The sequence below is a fragment of the Cohnella algarum genome, assembly GCF_016937515.1.
Classification (GTDB): Bacteria; Bacillota; Bacilli; order Paenibacillales; family Paenibacillaceae; genus Cohnella; species Cohnella algarum.
Genome location: NZ_JAFHKM010000002.1, coordinates 1,344,987 through 1,360,825 on the forward strand (window position 1 = coordinate 1,344,987; position 15,839 = coordinate 1,360,825).

The following is a 15,839-nucleotide window of genomic DNA, read 5'->3' on the forward strand; positions in this document are numbered from 1 at the left end:
TTAAGATTGTCCCGCCGCTAACACAAAAATCTTCGGTTAAGCTATAGTAAGGAGAAGAAACCGCAAGTTAGGAGTGCATACGCGTTGACTCGCCGAATTCTAATCGTGGACGACGACCGCGAAATCGCCGGCCTGATCGCTATATATATGAAGAACGAAGGCTTCGAGACGGAGCTGGCCCACGACGGGCAGGACGCTCTCGACAAGCTGGAATCGGGGGCGTACGATTTGGTCGTCCTGGACGTCATGATGCCGCGAATGGACGGTCTGGAGGCTTGCCGGCGCATTCGGGACCGCCAGGGAGGCATCCCTATTTTGATGGTCAGCGCCAAATCGGAGGACATGGACAAAATCCTCGGCCTGATCACCGGTGCCGACGACTACATGATGAAGCCCTTCAATCCGCTGGAGCTGCTGGCCCGGGTCAAATCGCTGCTGCGGCGGTCGTATCAGTACAATTCCGCCCTGTCGGCCGCCTCCCCGGAAGACGGAACGCTGACCGTCGGTCCGCTTCGCGTTCACAAAAAATCGCACACCGTCGAAGCGGACGGAAAGCCGATCCATTTGACCTCGACCGAATTCGGCATTTTGTATCTGCTCGCGAGCCATCCGGGCCGGGTGTTCAGCGCGGAGGAAATTTTCCAGCACGTTTGGAAAGAGAAGTTTTTCGATTCCAACAACACGGTCATGGTCCATATCAGCAAGCTTCGGGACAAGCTCGAACAGGAAACGAGCGACAAGCTCATCACGACGGTATGGGGGGTCGGCTACAAAATTGAACCCTAACCCGGTCGGCCGCATGGTCTGGCGTCTCATCTGGCATATCGTCTTCAGCGCGATTTTCGCCGTATGTACCGTCTACGTCCTGCTTGCGTCGGCCGCCTCCCTGGCCCGCAACACCCCGAAGGAGCTCGAAGCCGTACGCCGTTTCCTGTACCGGGTTTACGACCTTTTTTTCGCCCAATTCCCGGATTTCATGTTTTTCGCGGTCATCTTCGCCTTTTTCGTTCTGTACATGGTGCTGTTTCAAATCCGGCGATATCGGTACATCGCCGACATTAACCGCGCGATCGCCCACATCGCCGAAGGAAACTTCGACGACGAGGTTCCGGTCCGGCAGCGGAACGAGCTTCGGGAGCTGGCCGTCCATACGAACGGTCTCGTCGAACGGCTCAAACGCTCCCTCGACGAGGAACGCCGGGCGGAACAGACGAAAAACGAATTGATCACGAACGTCTCCCACGACTTGCGAACGCCGCTGACATCCATCCTCGGCTACCTCGGGCTCGTCGAGCAGGACCGTTACCGGGACGAAGTGGAGCTGCGCCACTACGTTGCGATCGCTTACGACAAGTCGCAGCGGCTCAACGTCCTCATCAACGACCTGTTCGCGTATACCCGGATGCGCAACGGAGCGATCGCCATGCAAAAGGTGAAGCTGAATCTGGTCGAGCTGATCGGGCAGCTGCTCGTCCACCACCGGCTCGCGATGAAGGACGCCGGAATGGAAAGCGCCGTGCATGCCGCCCAAAGCGAAATCGCGGTCATGGGCGATCCGAACCACCTCGCGCGCGTCTTCGAAAACCTGCTGACGAACGCGATTTCATACGGCAAAGACGGCCGGAAGGTCGACTTCCATGTCCGGCAAGCGGCGGAAATGGCCGTCGCGGAAGTCGTCAACTACGGCGATCCGATTCCTTCGACGGACCTGCCTTACATTTTCGACCGTTTTTATCGGGTGGACAAGTCGCGGACCGAGCATGACGGAGGCTCAGGCCTGGGCCTTGCCATCGTCAAAAGCCTCGTCGAGCTGCACGGCGGGCGGATCGAGGCGGAAAGCGACGCCTACCGGACCGTGTTTCGGGTGTTCCTGCCCGCGGCCGTTCCGGACGAACCCGAAGGGAAGAGGCCTCCGGCATGAGCTTTCATGTTCGCAACGCGCTGCTGTCGGCGGGACTTCCGGCGCTCCGTGTCCGTTTCTCCTCCGAATCGGATTTTTAAACCATTCTTAAGAAAAAATTACGATTTTGCTTCGGTTCCTTTAAACTTCTCCCCCTACAATGTTCCTTAGCGAAATTCAGGGGGAATACATGATGAAACGGCTGTTATTGGTTGCCTTCATTGCGCTCGTGGCGACGTTGACGATAAAAGGAAACGATTGGCTCGGCCAGGCCGAGGCCGAGTGGCCGGAATTTCAGGCCAAAGCGGTCGTCATGCTGAACGCGGATACCGGCGAGTGGTTGTATGCCGGCAACGGGGACAAGGCGCTGCCGCCCGCCAGCATGTCGAAAATGATGACCGAGCTGCTCATTCTGGAGGATGTTCGGGAAGGACGCCTCCGGTGGGAGGACGCCGTCGAAGCCAGCGACTACGCCGCGAACGCCCCCGGCGCCGAAATGAGGCTGAAAGCCGGGCAATCCTATACGGTGGAGGAGTTGTTCGCCGCGATGACGGTTCATTCCGCCAACGACGCCGCCGTGGCGCTGGCCGAGCGGTCGGCGGGCAGCGAAGCCGAATTCGTCGAACGGATGAACGCCAAAGCCCGCGAAATCGGCCTGTCCAAAAAAACCGCATTCGGAAACGCGACGGGACTGTCCCGCCAGGACTTGCTGGCGTTTGCGGAGGCTTCGTCCGCCAAGGATACGGTCATGACGGCCAAGGATGTCGCGCTGCTGGCCAGGCATTTGATCACGAGCTTTCCGGAGATCGTCCGGTTTACGACGGAGTCCGCCGCGCCGGGACCGGGCGAGAACGCGGGGGAAACGGTCCGGCTGCAGACGACCAACGAAATGCTCCCGGGGCAGCGTTTCGGCACGGCCGGCAACGACGGGTTGAAGACGGGCTATACGGAAAGCGCCGGCTATTGCTTCACGGGCTCCTTCCTTCGCGGCGGCGAGCGCTATATCACCGTCGTCATGGGGACGGAAACGCCGGAGGCGCGATTCGAGGAGACGGCTAAACTGCTCGATGCCGCCTGGGGAAAGGAGGGAACGCCGGGGTGAGCCCTTTCGAAAAGCGGGAAGCGCTCAAAACGCTCGAGACGCACTGCTACCGGATTTGCTTTTACCTGCTGAACGAGGAAAAAACCGCCTGCGAGGCGGCGAAGCGCGCCCTGATTCAACTGTACGGAGACGACGCCCTCTGGACGATGAACGAGCAACTCCGCGAAAACCGCATCCGGAAAATTTCCTCGTTTCACGCCTTGGCCGTGCGCGAAGGCGTTTCCCGATTTCGGACCTAGAAGATCGGCTCCCGTTTTCCGCTTGCGGACTTGCGGGAGCTTTTTTGATATGCGTCGCGGCTCCCGCAGGCCGTTACCGTTTTGAAACTATCCCACCGTATCGACACCTCCATACAAAAAAGTGCGCACTTCTCAACCGTTCCGATTCCTTTTATACTAAGCCAAAGCGATGCAAAGGGGGCTGTATAGTTGGAATACCGAATCCAAATGGGCGGCGGAAGCTTGGGCCTGGGCTCGCGAATCGCGACCGAGCCATGGACGGGGCCCTCCGAAGCCGCCCGGAGTTTGCCGGAATGGGAGCTGCCGGCGGGAACGTATCGGGCCAAAGACATTGTCCGCGAAGCCGGAACGATTCTGGAAGCGGTCTGCGTGCGACTCGGGGACGCCGCGATCGCCGAGCCGCTGCTGGACAATCTTCAGGCCAGCTTGGCGATTTCCGGCAGAGAGGCGGTACTGCCGTTCGCTTCGCTTGCCCTCGGGGACGAAACGAAAAGCGAATTCGTCCTTCAGGCGCAAACCATCGGAGCGTCGCTGGCAAGGTGGGCGCGGGAGTTTTGCGCCGAGAGGACAGGATGGAAACGGTACGGAGAAAAAGCCTTGGGCAGGCTTGTCCTGAGAAGCCGAGCAACCCTGCGCTTTGGACGGGCTACCGGAATACGTTAACGATCGTTGCCGGCGGCATCGTTCTCAACGTCTCCCTGACGGTATTGGCGGCCTACGTGCTTTCGCGCCGGAACGTGCTATGGAACAAATTTCTGACGATATTTATCGTCGTCACGATGTTTTTCAACGCTGGGCTCATTCCGTTTTATCTCGTCGTCAAGGGCTTGGGCATGATGAACACCTTGTGGGCGCTGCTCCTCCCTTTTGCCATCAAAACGTTCCATCTGATCATCGTGCGCACCGCTTTTTTATCGCTGCCTCCCGAGCTCGAGGAGTCGGCGCAGATCGACGGCGCCAATCACCTGACCACGCTGCTCAAAATCGTCGTTCCTCTGTCCATGCCGGTCATTAGCGTTATCGTCCTTTATACGGCGGTAGACAAATGGAACATGTGGTTTATCCCTTCCGTGTTTATTCAGGATCGAACGCTGTATCCGCTGCAACTCGTCCTGCGCGAAATTTTGATCAACGACGCGACAGACAACATCTCGTTCGGAGCGGGAGTCGGGGAAGCGCGAAAAATCGGCGAAACGATCAAATACGCCACGATCGTTATCGCCACCTTGCCCGTGCTGTTTATTTATCCGTTTTTGCAGAAGTACTTCGTGAAAGGCGCCCTTATCGGGGCAGTCAAAGGTTAATGCGTTTGAAACGAAAGGCTCGCATGTCCGTTATTCGCGGACCGTTGGAGTTCCCCCGCCGATCGCCGAGCGTCGGGGTGTGTCTTTTTCGGCAAGCGCCGGTTCCCGGGTTCCCTTTAGCGGAACCTTTTTTTATGGAAAAAGGGTTGCTTCTAACGTAACGTCAAGTTCTACAATGGGAATGGGAGGGAACAGCCTATGACCCGTTACATGTCCATCGGCGAATTCGCCAAGCTTACCGGCGTCAGCCAGCGGACGCTTCGCTACTACGACCAGATCGGCCTGCTCGCGCCAAGCCATATCAGCGATTCCGGACGCCGCTTTTATGACGAAAGCGATCTGATCCCGCTTCAGCACATCATCGCTTTGAAGTATCTGGAGTTTTCGCTGGATGAAATCCGCGCCGCTTTGCCCCAGCGTCCGGCAAGCCTGAAAGAATCGCTTGCGCTGCAAAAAGAGGCGATCCGGCGCAAGCAAGATCAGCTCGCCCAAATGCAAAAGGCGATCGACTACAGCTTGTCCGTGATGGAGGACGGAGAGCTCGATACCCAGTTGATCAGCTTCCTCATTCATAGCGTGCTGAAGGAAAAGGAGCACCTGCGCTGGCTCGCGCAGCATTTCCCGGAACCGACCGTCGAGACGTTGACGGAAGTCATGCGAACCCGGGAGCTGGAGCTGACGAAGCGGTCCGTCGACATCATGCAAGCGTTGAAGCGCGACCTGCCGCTGTACGAGCCCGGGCATCCGCGGTTGCAGTCTCATGTCGCGCAGTTGATGGAGCAGGTTGCGGAAATATTCGGTCCGGGGTTCAGGCTCGAGGACCTCGATATTGATGCGGAAGCGCTGGATCATGTCCCGGACGCCCACGTCTCCCCGTTTACCCGCGAGGAAGAAGAAAAGCTCCAGCAAGTGTTCGAATGCTACGCGCAGCAGCAGAAGGGGGAAAAGACCGATGTATGAGCAGCCATCCGCAGCAGGGGGAAAAGCCGCCTTGCAGGAGCAGCCCGACGCCATGCCGGTAAAAAAGATGTCGCCGGAACAATCGCACGCTTCCGATGAAAAAACCGCGCCGTCGGAGCGGCCGGCCGTTTCGGCGACGGCCTGGCGCAACTTCATTTCACTGCTGAAAATCGGAAAGCCCGCCAAAAAAATTCTCGTGTTCGCCGCCGCGCTCAGCTTGCTCGAAGCGGCCGCCGGATTGGTCGTCCCGCTGTTTGCGCGCGACTTCATCAATCGCTTTGCCGACATCGGGTTCAGCGCGGCCCTGATCGCGGGACTGGTCGCCGCCTTCGTCATGCAGGCGCTGGCGGGAGGCGTCGCCCACTACTTGCTGAACGCAACCGGCGAGCGAATCGTCGCGGGCATTCGCAGGCGCCTGTGGGGCCACGCGCTGGAATTGCCGGTCGCCTATTACGACAAGCACGAGTCCGGCGAGCTGATGAGCCGGATCACGCAGGACACGAGCGCGATCAAGACGCTCGTCGCCAGCCACCTCGGCACGTTCGTCTCCGGCATCGTCTCCATCGCGGGCGCCGTGATCCTGCTGTTCGTCATGGACTGGCGCATGACCGTCATTCTGCTTTCCGCCATTCCTCTTTCCATGCTTGTCCTCGTGCCGTTCGGCAGAAAAATCTACCGCATCTCCCTGCAGGCGCAGGACGAAATGGCCGGCTTCAGCGCGAATCTCGGCCGCGTGCTCAGCGAAATCCGGCTCGTCAAGGCATCGAACGCCCAAGCTCCGGAACGAAAACGCGGCGGCCTCCAAATCGACAACCTGCTGCGCTTCGGCTTGAAGGAAGCGGTCGTGCAAGCCGTCGTCGCCCCGGTCATGACGACCGTCATTCTGATCGTCTTCGTCGTCATCATCGGCTACGGCGGCGCCCGGGTCGCATCCGGCGACCTGCTGGCGGGAACGCTCGTCGCGATTCTGATCTACTTGTTCCAGATCATAACGCCGTTTACGATGATGGCGTCCTTCTTCACCGCCTTTCAGAAGGCGATGGGCGCCAGCGAGCGCATCCAGGAGTTGCTGAATACGGCGGGAGAGCAGGCGTCGGGACTGGAGGGCGGCGCTTCCGGTTCGGACGCATCCGGCGACGGCCGCGTTCCGTCGCCCGAGGATCGGACCCGCGACCGGAATGCATCCGGGCGCCGCGCCCCGCTTCCCGCTGTCGCGGCGGCCGATTCGGGCGAAATACTTTCGCGACATCGCTCGGGATCTCCCGGCGGTTCGACCGCCGCGTTAACGGAACACGGGGTCAAGCCGGATTTTTCCCGTCCCCTCGTTTTCGAAGACGTCTCTTTCGGCTACGATGCGGACAAAAAAATTTTAACGAACGTCCGCTTTACCGTTTTCCCGGGGCAAACCGTCGCGTTCGTCGGCCCGAGCGGCGCGGGCAAAACGACGGTCTTCTCGCTGATTGAAAGGTTTTACCTGCCGACGGACGGCCAAATCCGGCTCGGGGATACGGACATCTCGGCCATCTCCTTGCCGCAATGGCGCTGCGAAATCGGCTACGTTTCCCAGGACAGCCCGCTCATGTCCGGCACGATCCGGGAAAATATTTGTTACGGCATCGAACGCCCGATTTCCGACCGGGAGCTGGCGGAGGCGGCCGAACTGGCCAATGCGGCGGAGTTCGTCGCCAAGCTGCCGCAGGGCTTCGACACCGAAGTGGGCGAACGCGGCGTCCGGCTGTCCGGCGGTCAGCGCCAGCGCATCGCCATCGCGCGGGCGCTGCTGCGCAACCCCCGGCTGCTGCTGCTGGACGAAGCGACGTCGAACCTGGACAGCGAATCGGAAGCGCTCGTGCAGCACGCGCTGCAAAATTTGAAAAAAGACCGCACGACGCTCGTCATCGCGCACCGCCTGTCCACCGTTTTCGAAGCCGATCAAATTCTCGTGCTCGAACGCGGAACCGTGACCGGCAGCGGCACGCACGAACAATTGCTGAGCGGCCATCCTCTCTACCGCAAGCTCGTCCGGCAGCAGATGAAGGCTGCGCTTCCGGCGAACGACGGCGAGGAGGCGGAGGTTAAGGCTGCAGAGATTAAGGTTCCGGAAACTCCGTAGGGGGCAGGGGCGCCCGAAGGGTTGCCAGTTCCGCGTCCCGGGCTTTATGATAGGAGGGATAAAAAGAGACAAACAGGATAGGAGATAACGGCCTTGGCATATAAAATCGTATTTTTCGATATCGACGGCACCTTGGTAGACGAGGAAAAGAAAATCCCGTTAGACGCGGTCCAAGCCGTCCGCGCGCTGCGGGAAAAGGGAGTCGTTACGGCGATCGCGACGGGACGCGCGCCTTACTTTTTCCAATCGATCGCCGAGCAGCTCGGCATCCGCACTTTCGTCAGCTTGAACGGCGCCTACGTCGTGCACGAAGGCGCCCCATTTACAAGCATTCGATTCAACGCGAGGCGTTGAAACAGCTGGTTTCGCTGGCCGAGGCACACGGGCATCCGCTCGTATTCGAGGGCAGCGAAGGCTATTTTGCCAATACGGAAGACCATCCGCACATGCTGGAGTCGGTCAACTCGCTCAAAGTCGAGCTGCCGGGCTACAACCCCTCGTTCTGGGAATCGGACGACATTTTCCAGGTGTTCCTGCATTGCGAGTCGCACGAAGAGCACCTTTATGAACCGCTGTTGTCCGAGCTGCGGCTCGTCCGCTGGCATCCTTCGGCGCTCGACGTGCTGCCCGTCGGCGGCTCCAAGGCGCTCGGCATCGAGCAGCTGCTCGCGCATCTCGGCATCGCCAAGGAAGAAGCGGTCGCCTTCGGCGACGGCCTGAACGACAAAGAGATGCTGTCGTACGTCGGCCTCGGCATCGCGATGGGCAACGCCCACGAACAGCTGAAGCCGTTTGCGGACTACGTCACGTCCGACGTGGACAAGGGCGGCATTGCGGGCGGCTTGCGTTACGCGGGATTGCTCTGACGGATCATGCTCGCCGGCGCCCGGCACGCGCCTGTCGCAACGCGCGATAGGCGCTGCCCGATCCCGGTTCGCTCCCCTTGAAGCAACCGTGCCGCCACTGCCGTCACGCTTCGTATCGCGATGCCTCGCGGGCGCCACCCGCTTTGAAACTGGTTTCGTTTGAACGGGGCCGGAGACGGCCCGCCAGCCGAATTAGCGGTCGCCGGAGGCCGTTATTTCGCTTGAGCGACGCCGAAAACGGCCCGCCACCCGAATTAACGGTCGCTGAAGGCCGTTATTCCCGAAAAATCGTGTGATTTGGGTAAATAGCGGCCCCGGGAGACCGCTATTTCGCTTGAACGAGATGGGGTGCTGCCGGCCCATAACGTCTGGGAGGGCAGCCTCTTTTTCACACGCTTTTTGCCATAATCGACTCCCGCATCGCTTCCCGCTCGTCCGGCGTCAGGCGCGGGCAGTTAAAGCACTTCTCGCCCCCCTCGCGGCAGTAATACATGCAGCAGGCGGAACGAATCATCCACTGCTCCCCGGACGGTAGGGGCTTTCCACGAAGCGCGGCCGATGCGGGAACGGATTGCGGCGGCGGTTGAACCAGTCGGCCGGCACCGTTTCGGTCAAAACCCGGTAGTCGTGCTCAAGCCTCGCCAGCGCTTCTTCCCCTTTTTCCATCTCCGCGATCATGCCCTTCACCCGGAGCATGTGCGCGCCGAATTGTCCCCATACAAGCTCGGGCTTCAATCCCGCGCATCCCGCGATCGTCTCGATCGCAGGCGCGACGGACTCGCGAATGAATGGTTCCCACTCCCGCATGATGAACGCTTCGCGCTCCGGACCCGGCTTGTCGGGCACATCCTTGTACCGGGCTTCTTTTATTTTGAACCCGAGGTGGGCATGGTCCCGTGAGACTCCAATTGGAACGTTAAATTAGACAAAGACAAGTCCGGCATCCGATTGTGCTGAACGATGAAAATCAGCGAGACGGCGCACAAGTTGCACAGCGTCATTCCCGCAAACGATACCGGCAGCTCCAAGCCCGTCGCCCGAACGAGCCTGCCGCCGCTTTCCAGCACCGGAAGCAGCTTCCCGCCGTCAAGCAGATCCGTTCCTTCCACCTCGACAAGCGGGTGCTCCATCCCCTCGAGCGAAATATGAAAATAGCGCTTCACCAACGAAAAATCGATATCCGTGGACATGCGAACCCTCCCGCGCCTTTCTTTGCTCTCATCATACCTCGGGAGGAGTCGGTAATCAATGAGAAAGATTATTATTGTCGGCGAGAAGCAACCGCCGTTCGTACGACCATTGCCCTCGCCTTATAAGAAAGCGCCTTGCGGGCCTTCGCGGGTTCGGCTTTTCTTTGGTCGCTTCCGTCCGCCGCCGTAACCCCAGTCCGAGAGCTTCGGGCAGCAACCAACGCGCTTGGCCTCGCTGGATTTTATCCAATCAAAACCGGCTTTTTCGCGAAACTCGCCAGCTTGGTTGGATTTTGTCAGATTTTGTCCAATCAGGAGAGGCTTTTTCAGAGATTCCGCCCGACATTTCCGCATCCTCGTTGGATTAAATCCACTGCAATATTGGTTACTGAAGGACAAGAAAATTTTCCCCGGCAAAGTCGATGGCCATCGACCGGGCAAGCATGCGTTTGGCGGGTTAAGATGAGCAGCCTCGACTCAACCGGATCGTTAGTGGGAGTACGGCGGCGGCGAGATGAGTCATATGGACTCAAGTGCGTGCGGCTTAATGCGAATGGCGGGTTAAAATGAGTAGCCACGACTCAACCGGATCGTTAATAGGCGTGCGGAGGCGGCGAGATGAGTCGTCGTTACCCAACTGCGTGCGGCTTTAAGCGTATGGCCGGTCAACATGTGTAGCCGCGACTCAGTTGGATCGGATCGGGAGGCGAGCCGACTTCCGATTCGAAGAAAAATCGCCGGCAGGCCGCGACATCCGTCGCGCCAGCCGGCGATTCGTTTTTCTTTTTACTGCGTCACGGCCCGACGCATTTCCTCCCGCCTTGCCGCCGTTGCCTCCTCGTCTAGAACGTAGCCCGCTCCGGCCGGCTTCACGACGACGCCGTAATCGCGCAACGCGGCCTCCGGCGTCACGTAGCCGTTCAGCACATCGTCCAGCACGCGCGAGGCTTCGCGCTCGTACGGATGGCCCCAGCCGCCCCCGCCCGAGCGGTGGAACGTCAGAATGCCGCCCGGCGCCATCGGCAGGTCAAATTCCGTCTCCGGCACCGACTTCGCGCCCGGCCGGCCGTCGTCCACGATCACCGCGTTGGACGGACCGTCGCCGCCGCCGCAGAAGCCCTTCGTCGTGTTGCGGACGCCGGCCATCATGACGCTCGTGCGGCTTTCGGCCAGGTGCTGGATCCGCACTTCAAGCCCGGGCGCGCCCCGCCATTTGCCCGCGCCGGTGTAATCCGCCGCGTACTCGTGCTTGAGCACCCGGCACGGATATTGCAGCTCGGTCATTTCGATCGACGGCAGAATGACCCCGGTCATGACCGGCGGATACAGTCCCCAGCCGTCCGTGCCGTAAGCCGCGCCCGCGCCGCCCGTGTAGCCGAAAAAGTTGAGGTTGACCCACGGGCGGCCGTCCTCGTACTGTCCGTGCGAGTAGGCGAGCGGCAGCTTGTGCGCGTTCACCCCGACCCGCGTCGGCGCGCATTGCGACAGGGCGAGCAGCACCGCCTCCGCGATTTCCGCGCCCACGCAGGCGGTCGCATGGCCGCACGGAGCCGGCGGCAGCGGGTTGACGACCGTGCCGGGCGGCGCCGTTACGGTCACCGGATTCATATACCCTTCGTTGATCGGAATGTCCTCGTCGCAGCAGGTGGAAATGCCGACGAACGCAAACGACGTCGTATTGGAAAGCGGGCTGTTGACAAAGCCCTCCACTTGCGGGGACGAACCCGTAAAGTCGATCGCCAGGTCGCTGCCCGACACGGTCACCGTCGCCCGGACCCGGATGTCGCGGTTGCCTTGAAAATCATGATCGGCAAACGTCTCCGCCGTATACGTGCCGTCCGGCCAGCTCGCGATCTCCTCGCGCACCCGCCGTTCGGTGTAGGCGATGCGGTCGTCGATCGCCTCGGCCACCGCCTCGCCGCCGTAGCGGTCGAGCAGCTGCTGCACGCGGTCCGCCGCCACCTGGCAGGCGCCGATCATCGCGTTCAAGTCGCCCTCCAGCCAGTGGGCCAGCCGGTTGTTGCCGAGAATGAGCTCGAACACGTCCTTGCGTTTTTCCCCGCGTTCGTACAGCTTGACCGGCGGAATGCGCAGCCCGTCCTGCCAAATGTCGCGGGAACGCGGATTGTAGCCGCCCGCCACCGGCCCGCCGTTGTCGCCCATGTGGCTGCGGACCGCGGGAAGCAGCATCGGCTTCCGGCCGTAAAACACGGGCGTCACGATCGTCCAGTCCAGGCTGTGCGAGCCGCCGTAATACGGATCGTTGACGAGCAGCACGTCGCCCGGGTGCAAGTCGTAACGGAAAGCCTCCATCAACCGGTCGACCGCGCTGACGACGGCATACAAGTGCAGCGTGCAGCCGGGCGCCTGGGCGACCAGCCGGGACGTGCTCCCGGGCAGGTCGAAAATGCCGGTCGTAAAATCGTGCGCTTCGTTAAAAAGCGGCGACCTGGCTGTCCGGGTGACGACCGCGCTCATCTCCTGGGCGACCGAATCGAGCGTCCCGCCTACGACCTGCGACAAAATGCGTTTGTTCGTCTCACGAGCCATCGGCCTCGCCTCCGTTTTTCCCTGATGTATTCGGCCCGGCATAACGGAATTCCAGCAAATCTCCGGATTTCAGCACTTGCGGGCGCGAGCCGTCGGATTCGGTTGCGGCGCGAACCGTCAGCGCGCTCTTGTCGGGCGAGAACACCTTGAACTCCCACTCGCCCTCCAGAATCCGCAGCCGCACGTCCATGCCGCCGCCGCGGTCGTCCGTCCGCTCCCTCCGCTCCAGCCGAAAGCCGTACCCGGTTTCCATCTCCTCCGCCGAGGCAAGCCGTCCCGACCCGTAAAGTCCGGACGGCCCCCAGCCGCCCGGCGAAGACGGAAAGCCGGGGTCGACGCGAAGCGGAACGACCTTCGGCGAACCGATCGGCGCGTACAGCATGGCCCACGGGCCGTTGCCATGTACGGCCGGGTAGGCCGCATCGGCGTTGCCGCCGCGGTCCTGCGCCCGTTTGCCGCCGCCTCCCAGCGCGTCCGTCACCGCGGCGGCGACGGCATGTCCGGTCACGCTGCCGCCAAGCGCCGTCGCCGCCGGAAATTCCGGCGCCACGACCGAGCCCGCGGGCATCTCGAACCGGAACGCCTCAAGCAGGCCGTCGTTGAGCGGCAGCTCGTCCAGCCGGTCCGCCAGCGCCGCCGCCACCGCGCATGCTTTCGCCGTTTCCGCCGTGCAGTTGAAGGGGTTGTCCCCTTGCCCGGAGCTGCCGGCAAAATCGAACACGAACCGTCCCCCTTCCCGTTTGCCATGTACGCGAACCGTTCCCTGCGCTTCCTCGAACGTCCATTCGGCCCTGCCCTCGTGCGACGCCCCCTTGCCGGGCAGCGCCCGCAGCGCTTCCGCGTTCGTGTAGGCGATCATGGAAGCGACCGATTGCCGGACTTTCCCGTCGCCGTATTGCTTGATCAATTCCAGAAGGGACCGCTGCGCCTCGCGGCAGCAGGAGTGCATCGCCTCCAGATCGGCGCCGAGCCAGTCCGGCGTCCGGCTGTTCGACGTCAAAAACCGGAACACGTCGCGCTGCAGCTTGCCGCCCGCGAACAGCTTGACCGGCGTGATCCGCACGCTTTCCTGCCAGAGTTCAAAAGCGACGGGATTGTACCCGCCGGGAATTTCGCCTCCGAGATCGGCGAGCTGCGCCCGAATCGCGGGGAACATCGTCAGTTCCCCGTCCACGAACACCGGCACCGCCATCGTCAGCGCCTGTCCTTTCGTGCCGCCGCCGTAAGGGTCGGCCGTAACGATGACATCCCCTTCGGCGATGTCGTAAGCAAACACATCGAACGCATGCCGCACCGAGGCGCGCAAAGCGTACAAGTGCTCGGGCTCGAACTGGATTTGATGCGCCAGCTCGAGTCCCGGGGTCAGCACGGCCGCGGCGAACATCCGGTTTTCCGCAATGAGCGGAGAACGGGAGATCCGCTGCAGGCGCTCGCCCGCGTGCATGTTCAGAGCCGCCAGCTTGCCATAGATGATTTGCCGCTCGATCCGGTTAGCCGACGTCTCCGTCATACCGCAGCACCCTCTCTTTCCCTCCGGACCTCGATCATGCAGTTGCCCAAGGCGTCGATCAGCGCTTCGTGGCCCGGATAAACGACGATCGTCGTGCCCCACTGCTCGATGACGGCGGGACCCACGATCATGTTGCCCGGATTCAGCAGATCTCCGTTATAGATGGCGGCGTCGACCGCTTCGGGACCGAAATGCACTTTGCGGGTTCCCGTTTGCGCCGCCGCCGGGTTCTCCTCGTCGAACGGCGATTCCCGCAGCGGGATCCGGTCCCGCACGCCGATCAGATCGAGGCGCAAGTTCAAAATTTCGACCGGCTGGCCCGGATTTTTGTGCGCGTACAGCCGCTCGTGCCAATCGTGGAATTGCGAGACCGTCGCCTCCATGTTGAGCGCCGTCACCCGCCGCGTCCGCGTGCGGATCGGCAGCGTCACTTCATGCACTTCGCCTTCGTAGCGCATGTCCACGAACCGCCGCGCCTCGAACTGCCGCGCCGCCGCGCCGCCGCCGAGCTTCTCCCGCGCGGACTTCTCCATCTCGTCGAACGCGGCGTTGATCGCCTCCAGGTCGACGCGGTCCGCGCGTTCGAACCGGGTGCGCAGCTCGGTCACCTTCAGGTGCGCGGACACGTCGCCGAGCGCGCACAGCACGGGCGCGAACTTCGGCACGATCACGGTCTCGATGCCGAGATCCTCGGCCTGCCGCCCGGCGTGAATGGCGCCGGCCCCGCCCGCGGCGAGCAGCGCGAACCGCCGGGGATCGTGTCCGCGCTGCGTCGTCACGAAACGGATCGCATTGGACATGTTGTTGTTGACGATCTCGGAAATGGCGATCGCCGCTTCCATCACGGAAATGCCGAGCGGCTCCGCAATGCGGGTGCGGATCGCCTCGACGGACGCTTCCTTGTCCAGCTTCATTTCCCCGCCGAGAAACCGGTCGGGATTCAAGTAACCGAGCACCAGATTCGCGTCGGTGACGGTCGGTTCCTTCCCGCCGCGCCCGTAGCATGCCGGGCCGGGGTACGATCCCGCGCTCCGGGGGCCGACCTGCAGCAGGCCGCCGTTGTCGACCCAGGCGATGCTGCCGCCGCCCGCGCCGACCGTGTGAATGTCGAGCATCGGCAGCGCGACGCGGTACCGGCTGATCCAGCTTTCCGTCGTAAGCGTCGGCTGCAGCTGCTCGATGACCGATACGTCGTAGCTCGTCCCGCCCATGTCGACGGTGATCAGATCCGAATAGCCGATCCGCTCGCCGAGGAAGGAAGCGGCGGTCACCCCGCCTGCCGGACCGGAAAGCAGGCAGCCGGCCGCCAGCTTGCCGCTTTGCACGATATTTTGCACGCCGCCGTTGGACTGCATGACGTACAGTTCGCCGCCGAAGCCTTCCTGGCCGAGCGTCCGCTCCAAGCGCTCCAGATACCGCTGCAGCGCAGGTCCCGTATAGGCGTTCACGACCGTCGTGCTGACGCGTTCGAATTCCCGGATTTGCGGCAGCACCTCGCTCGACAGCGAGACGAACAGCTGCGGCGCCTCTTCCCGCAAAAGGTCCCGAACCCGTTTCTCATGCTCCGGATTGATGAAGCTGAACAGGAAGCAGACCGCAACGGCCTCTACTTCTTCTTGCGCGAAGAAGCGCGCCGCCTGCCGGACCGCTTCCACGTCCAGCGGCTGAATCACATTTCCCTTCGCGTCCAGCCGCTCCGGCACGCCGATGCGCAGCCTGCGCGGCACGATCGGGTGCGGTGCCGGGAGCCGCGGCGAAAAGACGCTTTCCTTATAGGCCCGCCGGAACTCGATCTCGTCGCGGAAGCCCTCGGTCGTGATCAAGCCGACTTTGGCCCCGTTGTATTCCAAAATCGTATTCGTCGCTACCGTCGTGCCGTGAACGATCAGGGAGCAGCGCGCGAGGAACTCGCGCAGCGGCAGCCCGAACCGCTCGCCGAGCTTGGCGATGCCGTTCATGACGCCCTCGGAAGGATCGGGAGTCGAAGGCGTTTTGGTAGACGTAAGGTTTCCGTCGCCGTCCAGGGCGACCAAATCGGTAAACGTACCTCCGACATCAATGCCAAGCATCCATGACGGATGTTCCGATGCAGAATTCATGGGTGA

At 61.7% G+C, this 15,839-nt stretch carries 14 protein-coding genes and 1 pseudogene; 9 read left to right on the plus strand and 6 right to left on the minus strand.

Features of this window, described 5'->3' with window-relative positions; all coding sequences use genetic code 11:
• Nucleotides 1–84: 84 nt before the first annotated feature.
• The 9 genes and pseudogenes from JW799_RS06035 to JW799_RS06075 all read left to right on the plus strand — a co-directional run bounded on the left by JW799_RS06035 (nucleotide 85) and on the right by JW799_RS06075 (nucleotide 8,484).
• Complete coding sequence (locus JW799_RS06035; protein WP_240353165.1) at nucleotides 85–786, plus strand: response regulator transcription factor; 702 nt, start codon at nucleotides 85–87, stop codon at nucleotides 784–786.
• A complete protein-coding gene (locus JW799_RS06040; protein ID WP_205429058.1) occupies nucleotides 776–1,921 on the plus strand; it encodes a sensor histidine kinase in 1,146 nt (381 codons plus the stop codon). The genes JW799_RS06035 and JW799_RS06040 overlap by 11 nt, the downstream gene beginning before the upstream one ends.
• Before the next feature lie 169 nt (nucleotides 1,922–2,090).
• The gene (locus JW799_RS06045) at nucleotides 2,091–3,002 is read left to right on the plus strand and encodes a D-alanyl-D-alanine carboxypeptidase family protein (protein ID WP_240353166.1); all 912 of its coding nucleotides are present in this window, start codon (nucleotides 2,091–2,093) and stop codon (nucleotides 3,000–3,002) included.
• Nucleotides 2,999–3,241 carry a hypothetical protein gene (locus JW799_RS06050; protein WP_080832753.1) on the plus strand — a complete coding sequence of 81 codons (243 nt, stop codon included), beginning with the start codon at nucleotides 2,999–3,001 and terminating at the stop codon, nucleotides 3,239–3,241. The genes JW799_RS06045 and JW799_RS06050 overlap by 4 nt, the downstream gene beginning before the upstream one ends.
• Before the next feature lie 189 nt (nucleotides 3,242–3,430).
• Nucleotides 3,431–3,904: a hypothetical protein gene (locus JW799_RS06055; protein ID WP_205429060.1), complete on the plus strand. Its 474-nt coding sequence runs from the start codon at nucleotides 3,431–3,433 to the stop codon at nucleotides 3,902–3,904.
• Nucleotides 3,814–4,545, plus strand: a complete 732-nt coding sequence (locus JW799_RS06060) for a carbohydrate ABC transporter permease (protein WP_240353167.1) — start codon at nucleotides 3,814–3,816, stop codon at nucleotides 4,543–4,545. Before JW799_RS06055 ends, JW799_RS06060 begins: the two co-directional genes overlap by 91 nt.
• A 198-nt stretch (nucleotides 4,546–4,743) precedes the next feature.
• Nucleotides 4,744–5,505, plus strand: coding sequence for a MerR family transcriptional regulator (locus JW799_RS06065; RefSeq protein ID WP_080832755.1), 762 nt, complete (start codon nucleotides 4,744–4,746; stop codon nucleotides 5,503–5,505).
• A complete protein-coding gene (locus JW799_RS06070) occupies nucleotides 5,498–7,618 on the plus strand; it encodes an ABC transporter ATP-binding protein (RefSeq protein ID WP_240353168.1) in 2,121 nt (706 codons plus the stop codon). Before JW799_RS06065 ends, JW799_RS06070 begins: the two co-directional genes overlap by 8 nt.
• A 93-nt stretch (nucleotides 7,619–7,711) precedes the next feature.
• Nucleotides 7,712–8,484, plus strand: a pseudogene (locus JW799_RS06075) (Cof-type HAD-IIB family hydrolase).
• Nucleotides 8,485–8,872: 388 nt separating this feature from the next.
• Here the strand turns inward: JW799_RS06075 and JW799_RS29230 are convergent.
• From JW799_RS29230 to JW799_RS06100, 6 genes are all read right to left on the minus strand, one after another.
• Entirely contained in the window at nucleotides 8,873–8,998 is a 126-nt protein-coding gene (locus JW799_RS29230) for a (2Fe-2S)-binding protein (protein ID WP_275901445.1), read from the minus strand.
• Nucleotides 8,995–9,330: a hypothetical protein gene (locus tag JW799_RS06080; protein ID WP_205429063.1), complete on the minus strand. Its 336-nt coding sequence runs from the start codon at nucleotides 9,328–9,330 to the stop codon at nucleotides 8,995–8,997. Before JW799_RS06080 ends, JW799_RS29230 begins: the two co-directional genes overlap by 4 nt.
• A gap of 20 nt (nucleotides 9,331–9,350) precedes the next feature.
• On the minus strand, nucleotides 9,351–9,674 hold the full coding sequence (locus JW799_RS06085) for a hypothetical protein (protein WP_205429065.1): 324 nt from the start codon (nucleotides 9,672–9,674) through the stop codon (nucleotides 9,351–9,353).
• A 786-nt stretch (nucleotides 9,675–10,460) separates the two neighbouring features.
• A complete protein-coding gene (locus tag JW799_RS06090) occupies nucleotides 10,461–12,224 on the minus strand; it encodes a hydantoinase B/oxoprolinase family protein (RefSeq protein ID WP_205429067.1) in 1,764 nt (587 codons plus the stop codon).
• Nucleotides 12,214–13,734: a hydantoinase B/oxoprolinase family protein gene (locus JW799_RS06095; protein WP_205429069.1), complete on the minus strand. Its 1,521-nt coding sequence runs from the start codon at nucleotides 13,732–13,734 to the stop codon at nucleotides 12,214–12,216. Before JW799_RS06095 ends, JW799_RS06090 begins: the two co-directional genes overlap by 11 nt.
• Nucleotides 13,731–15,833 carry a hydantoinase/oxoprolinase family protein gene (locus JW799_RS06100; protein WP_205429071.1) on the minus strand — a complete coding sequence of 701 codons (2,103 nt, stop codon included), beginning with the start codon at nucleotides 15,831–15,833 and terminating at the stop codon, nucleotides 13,731–13,733. Before JW799_RS06100 ends, JW799_RS06095 begins: the two co-directional genes overlap by 4 nt.
• Nucleotides 15,834–15,839: the final 6 nt, after the last annotated feature.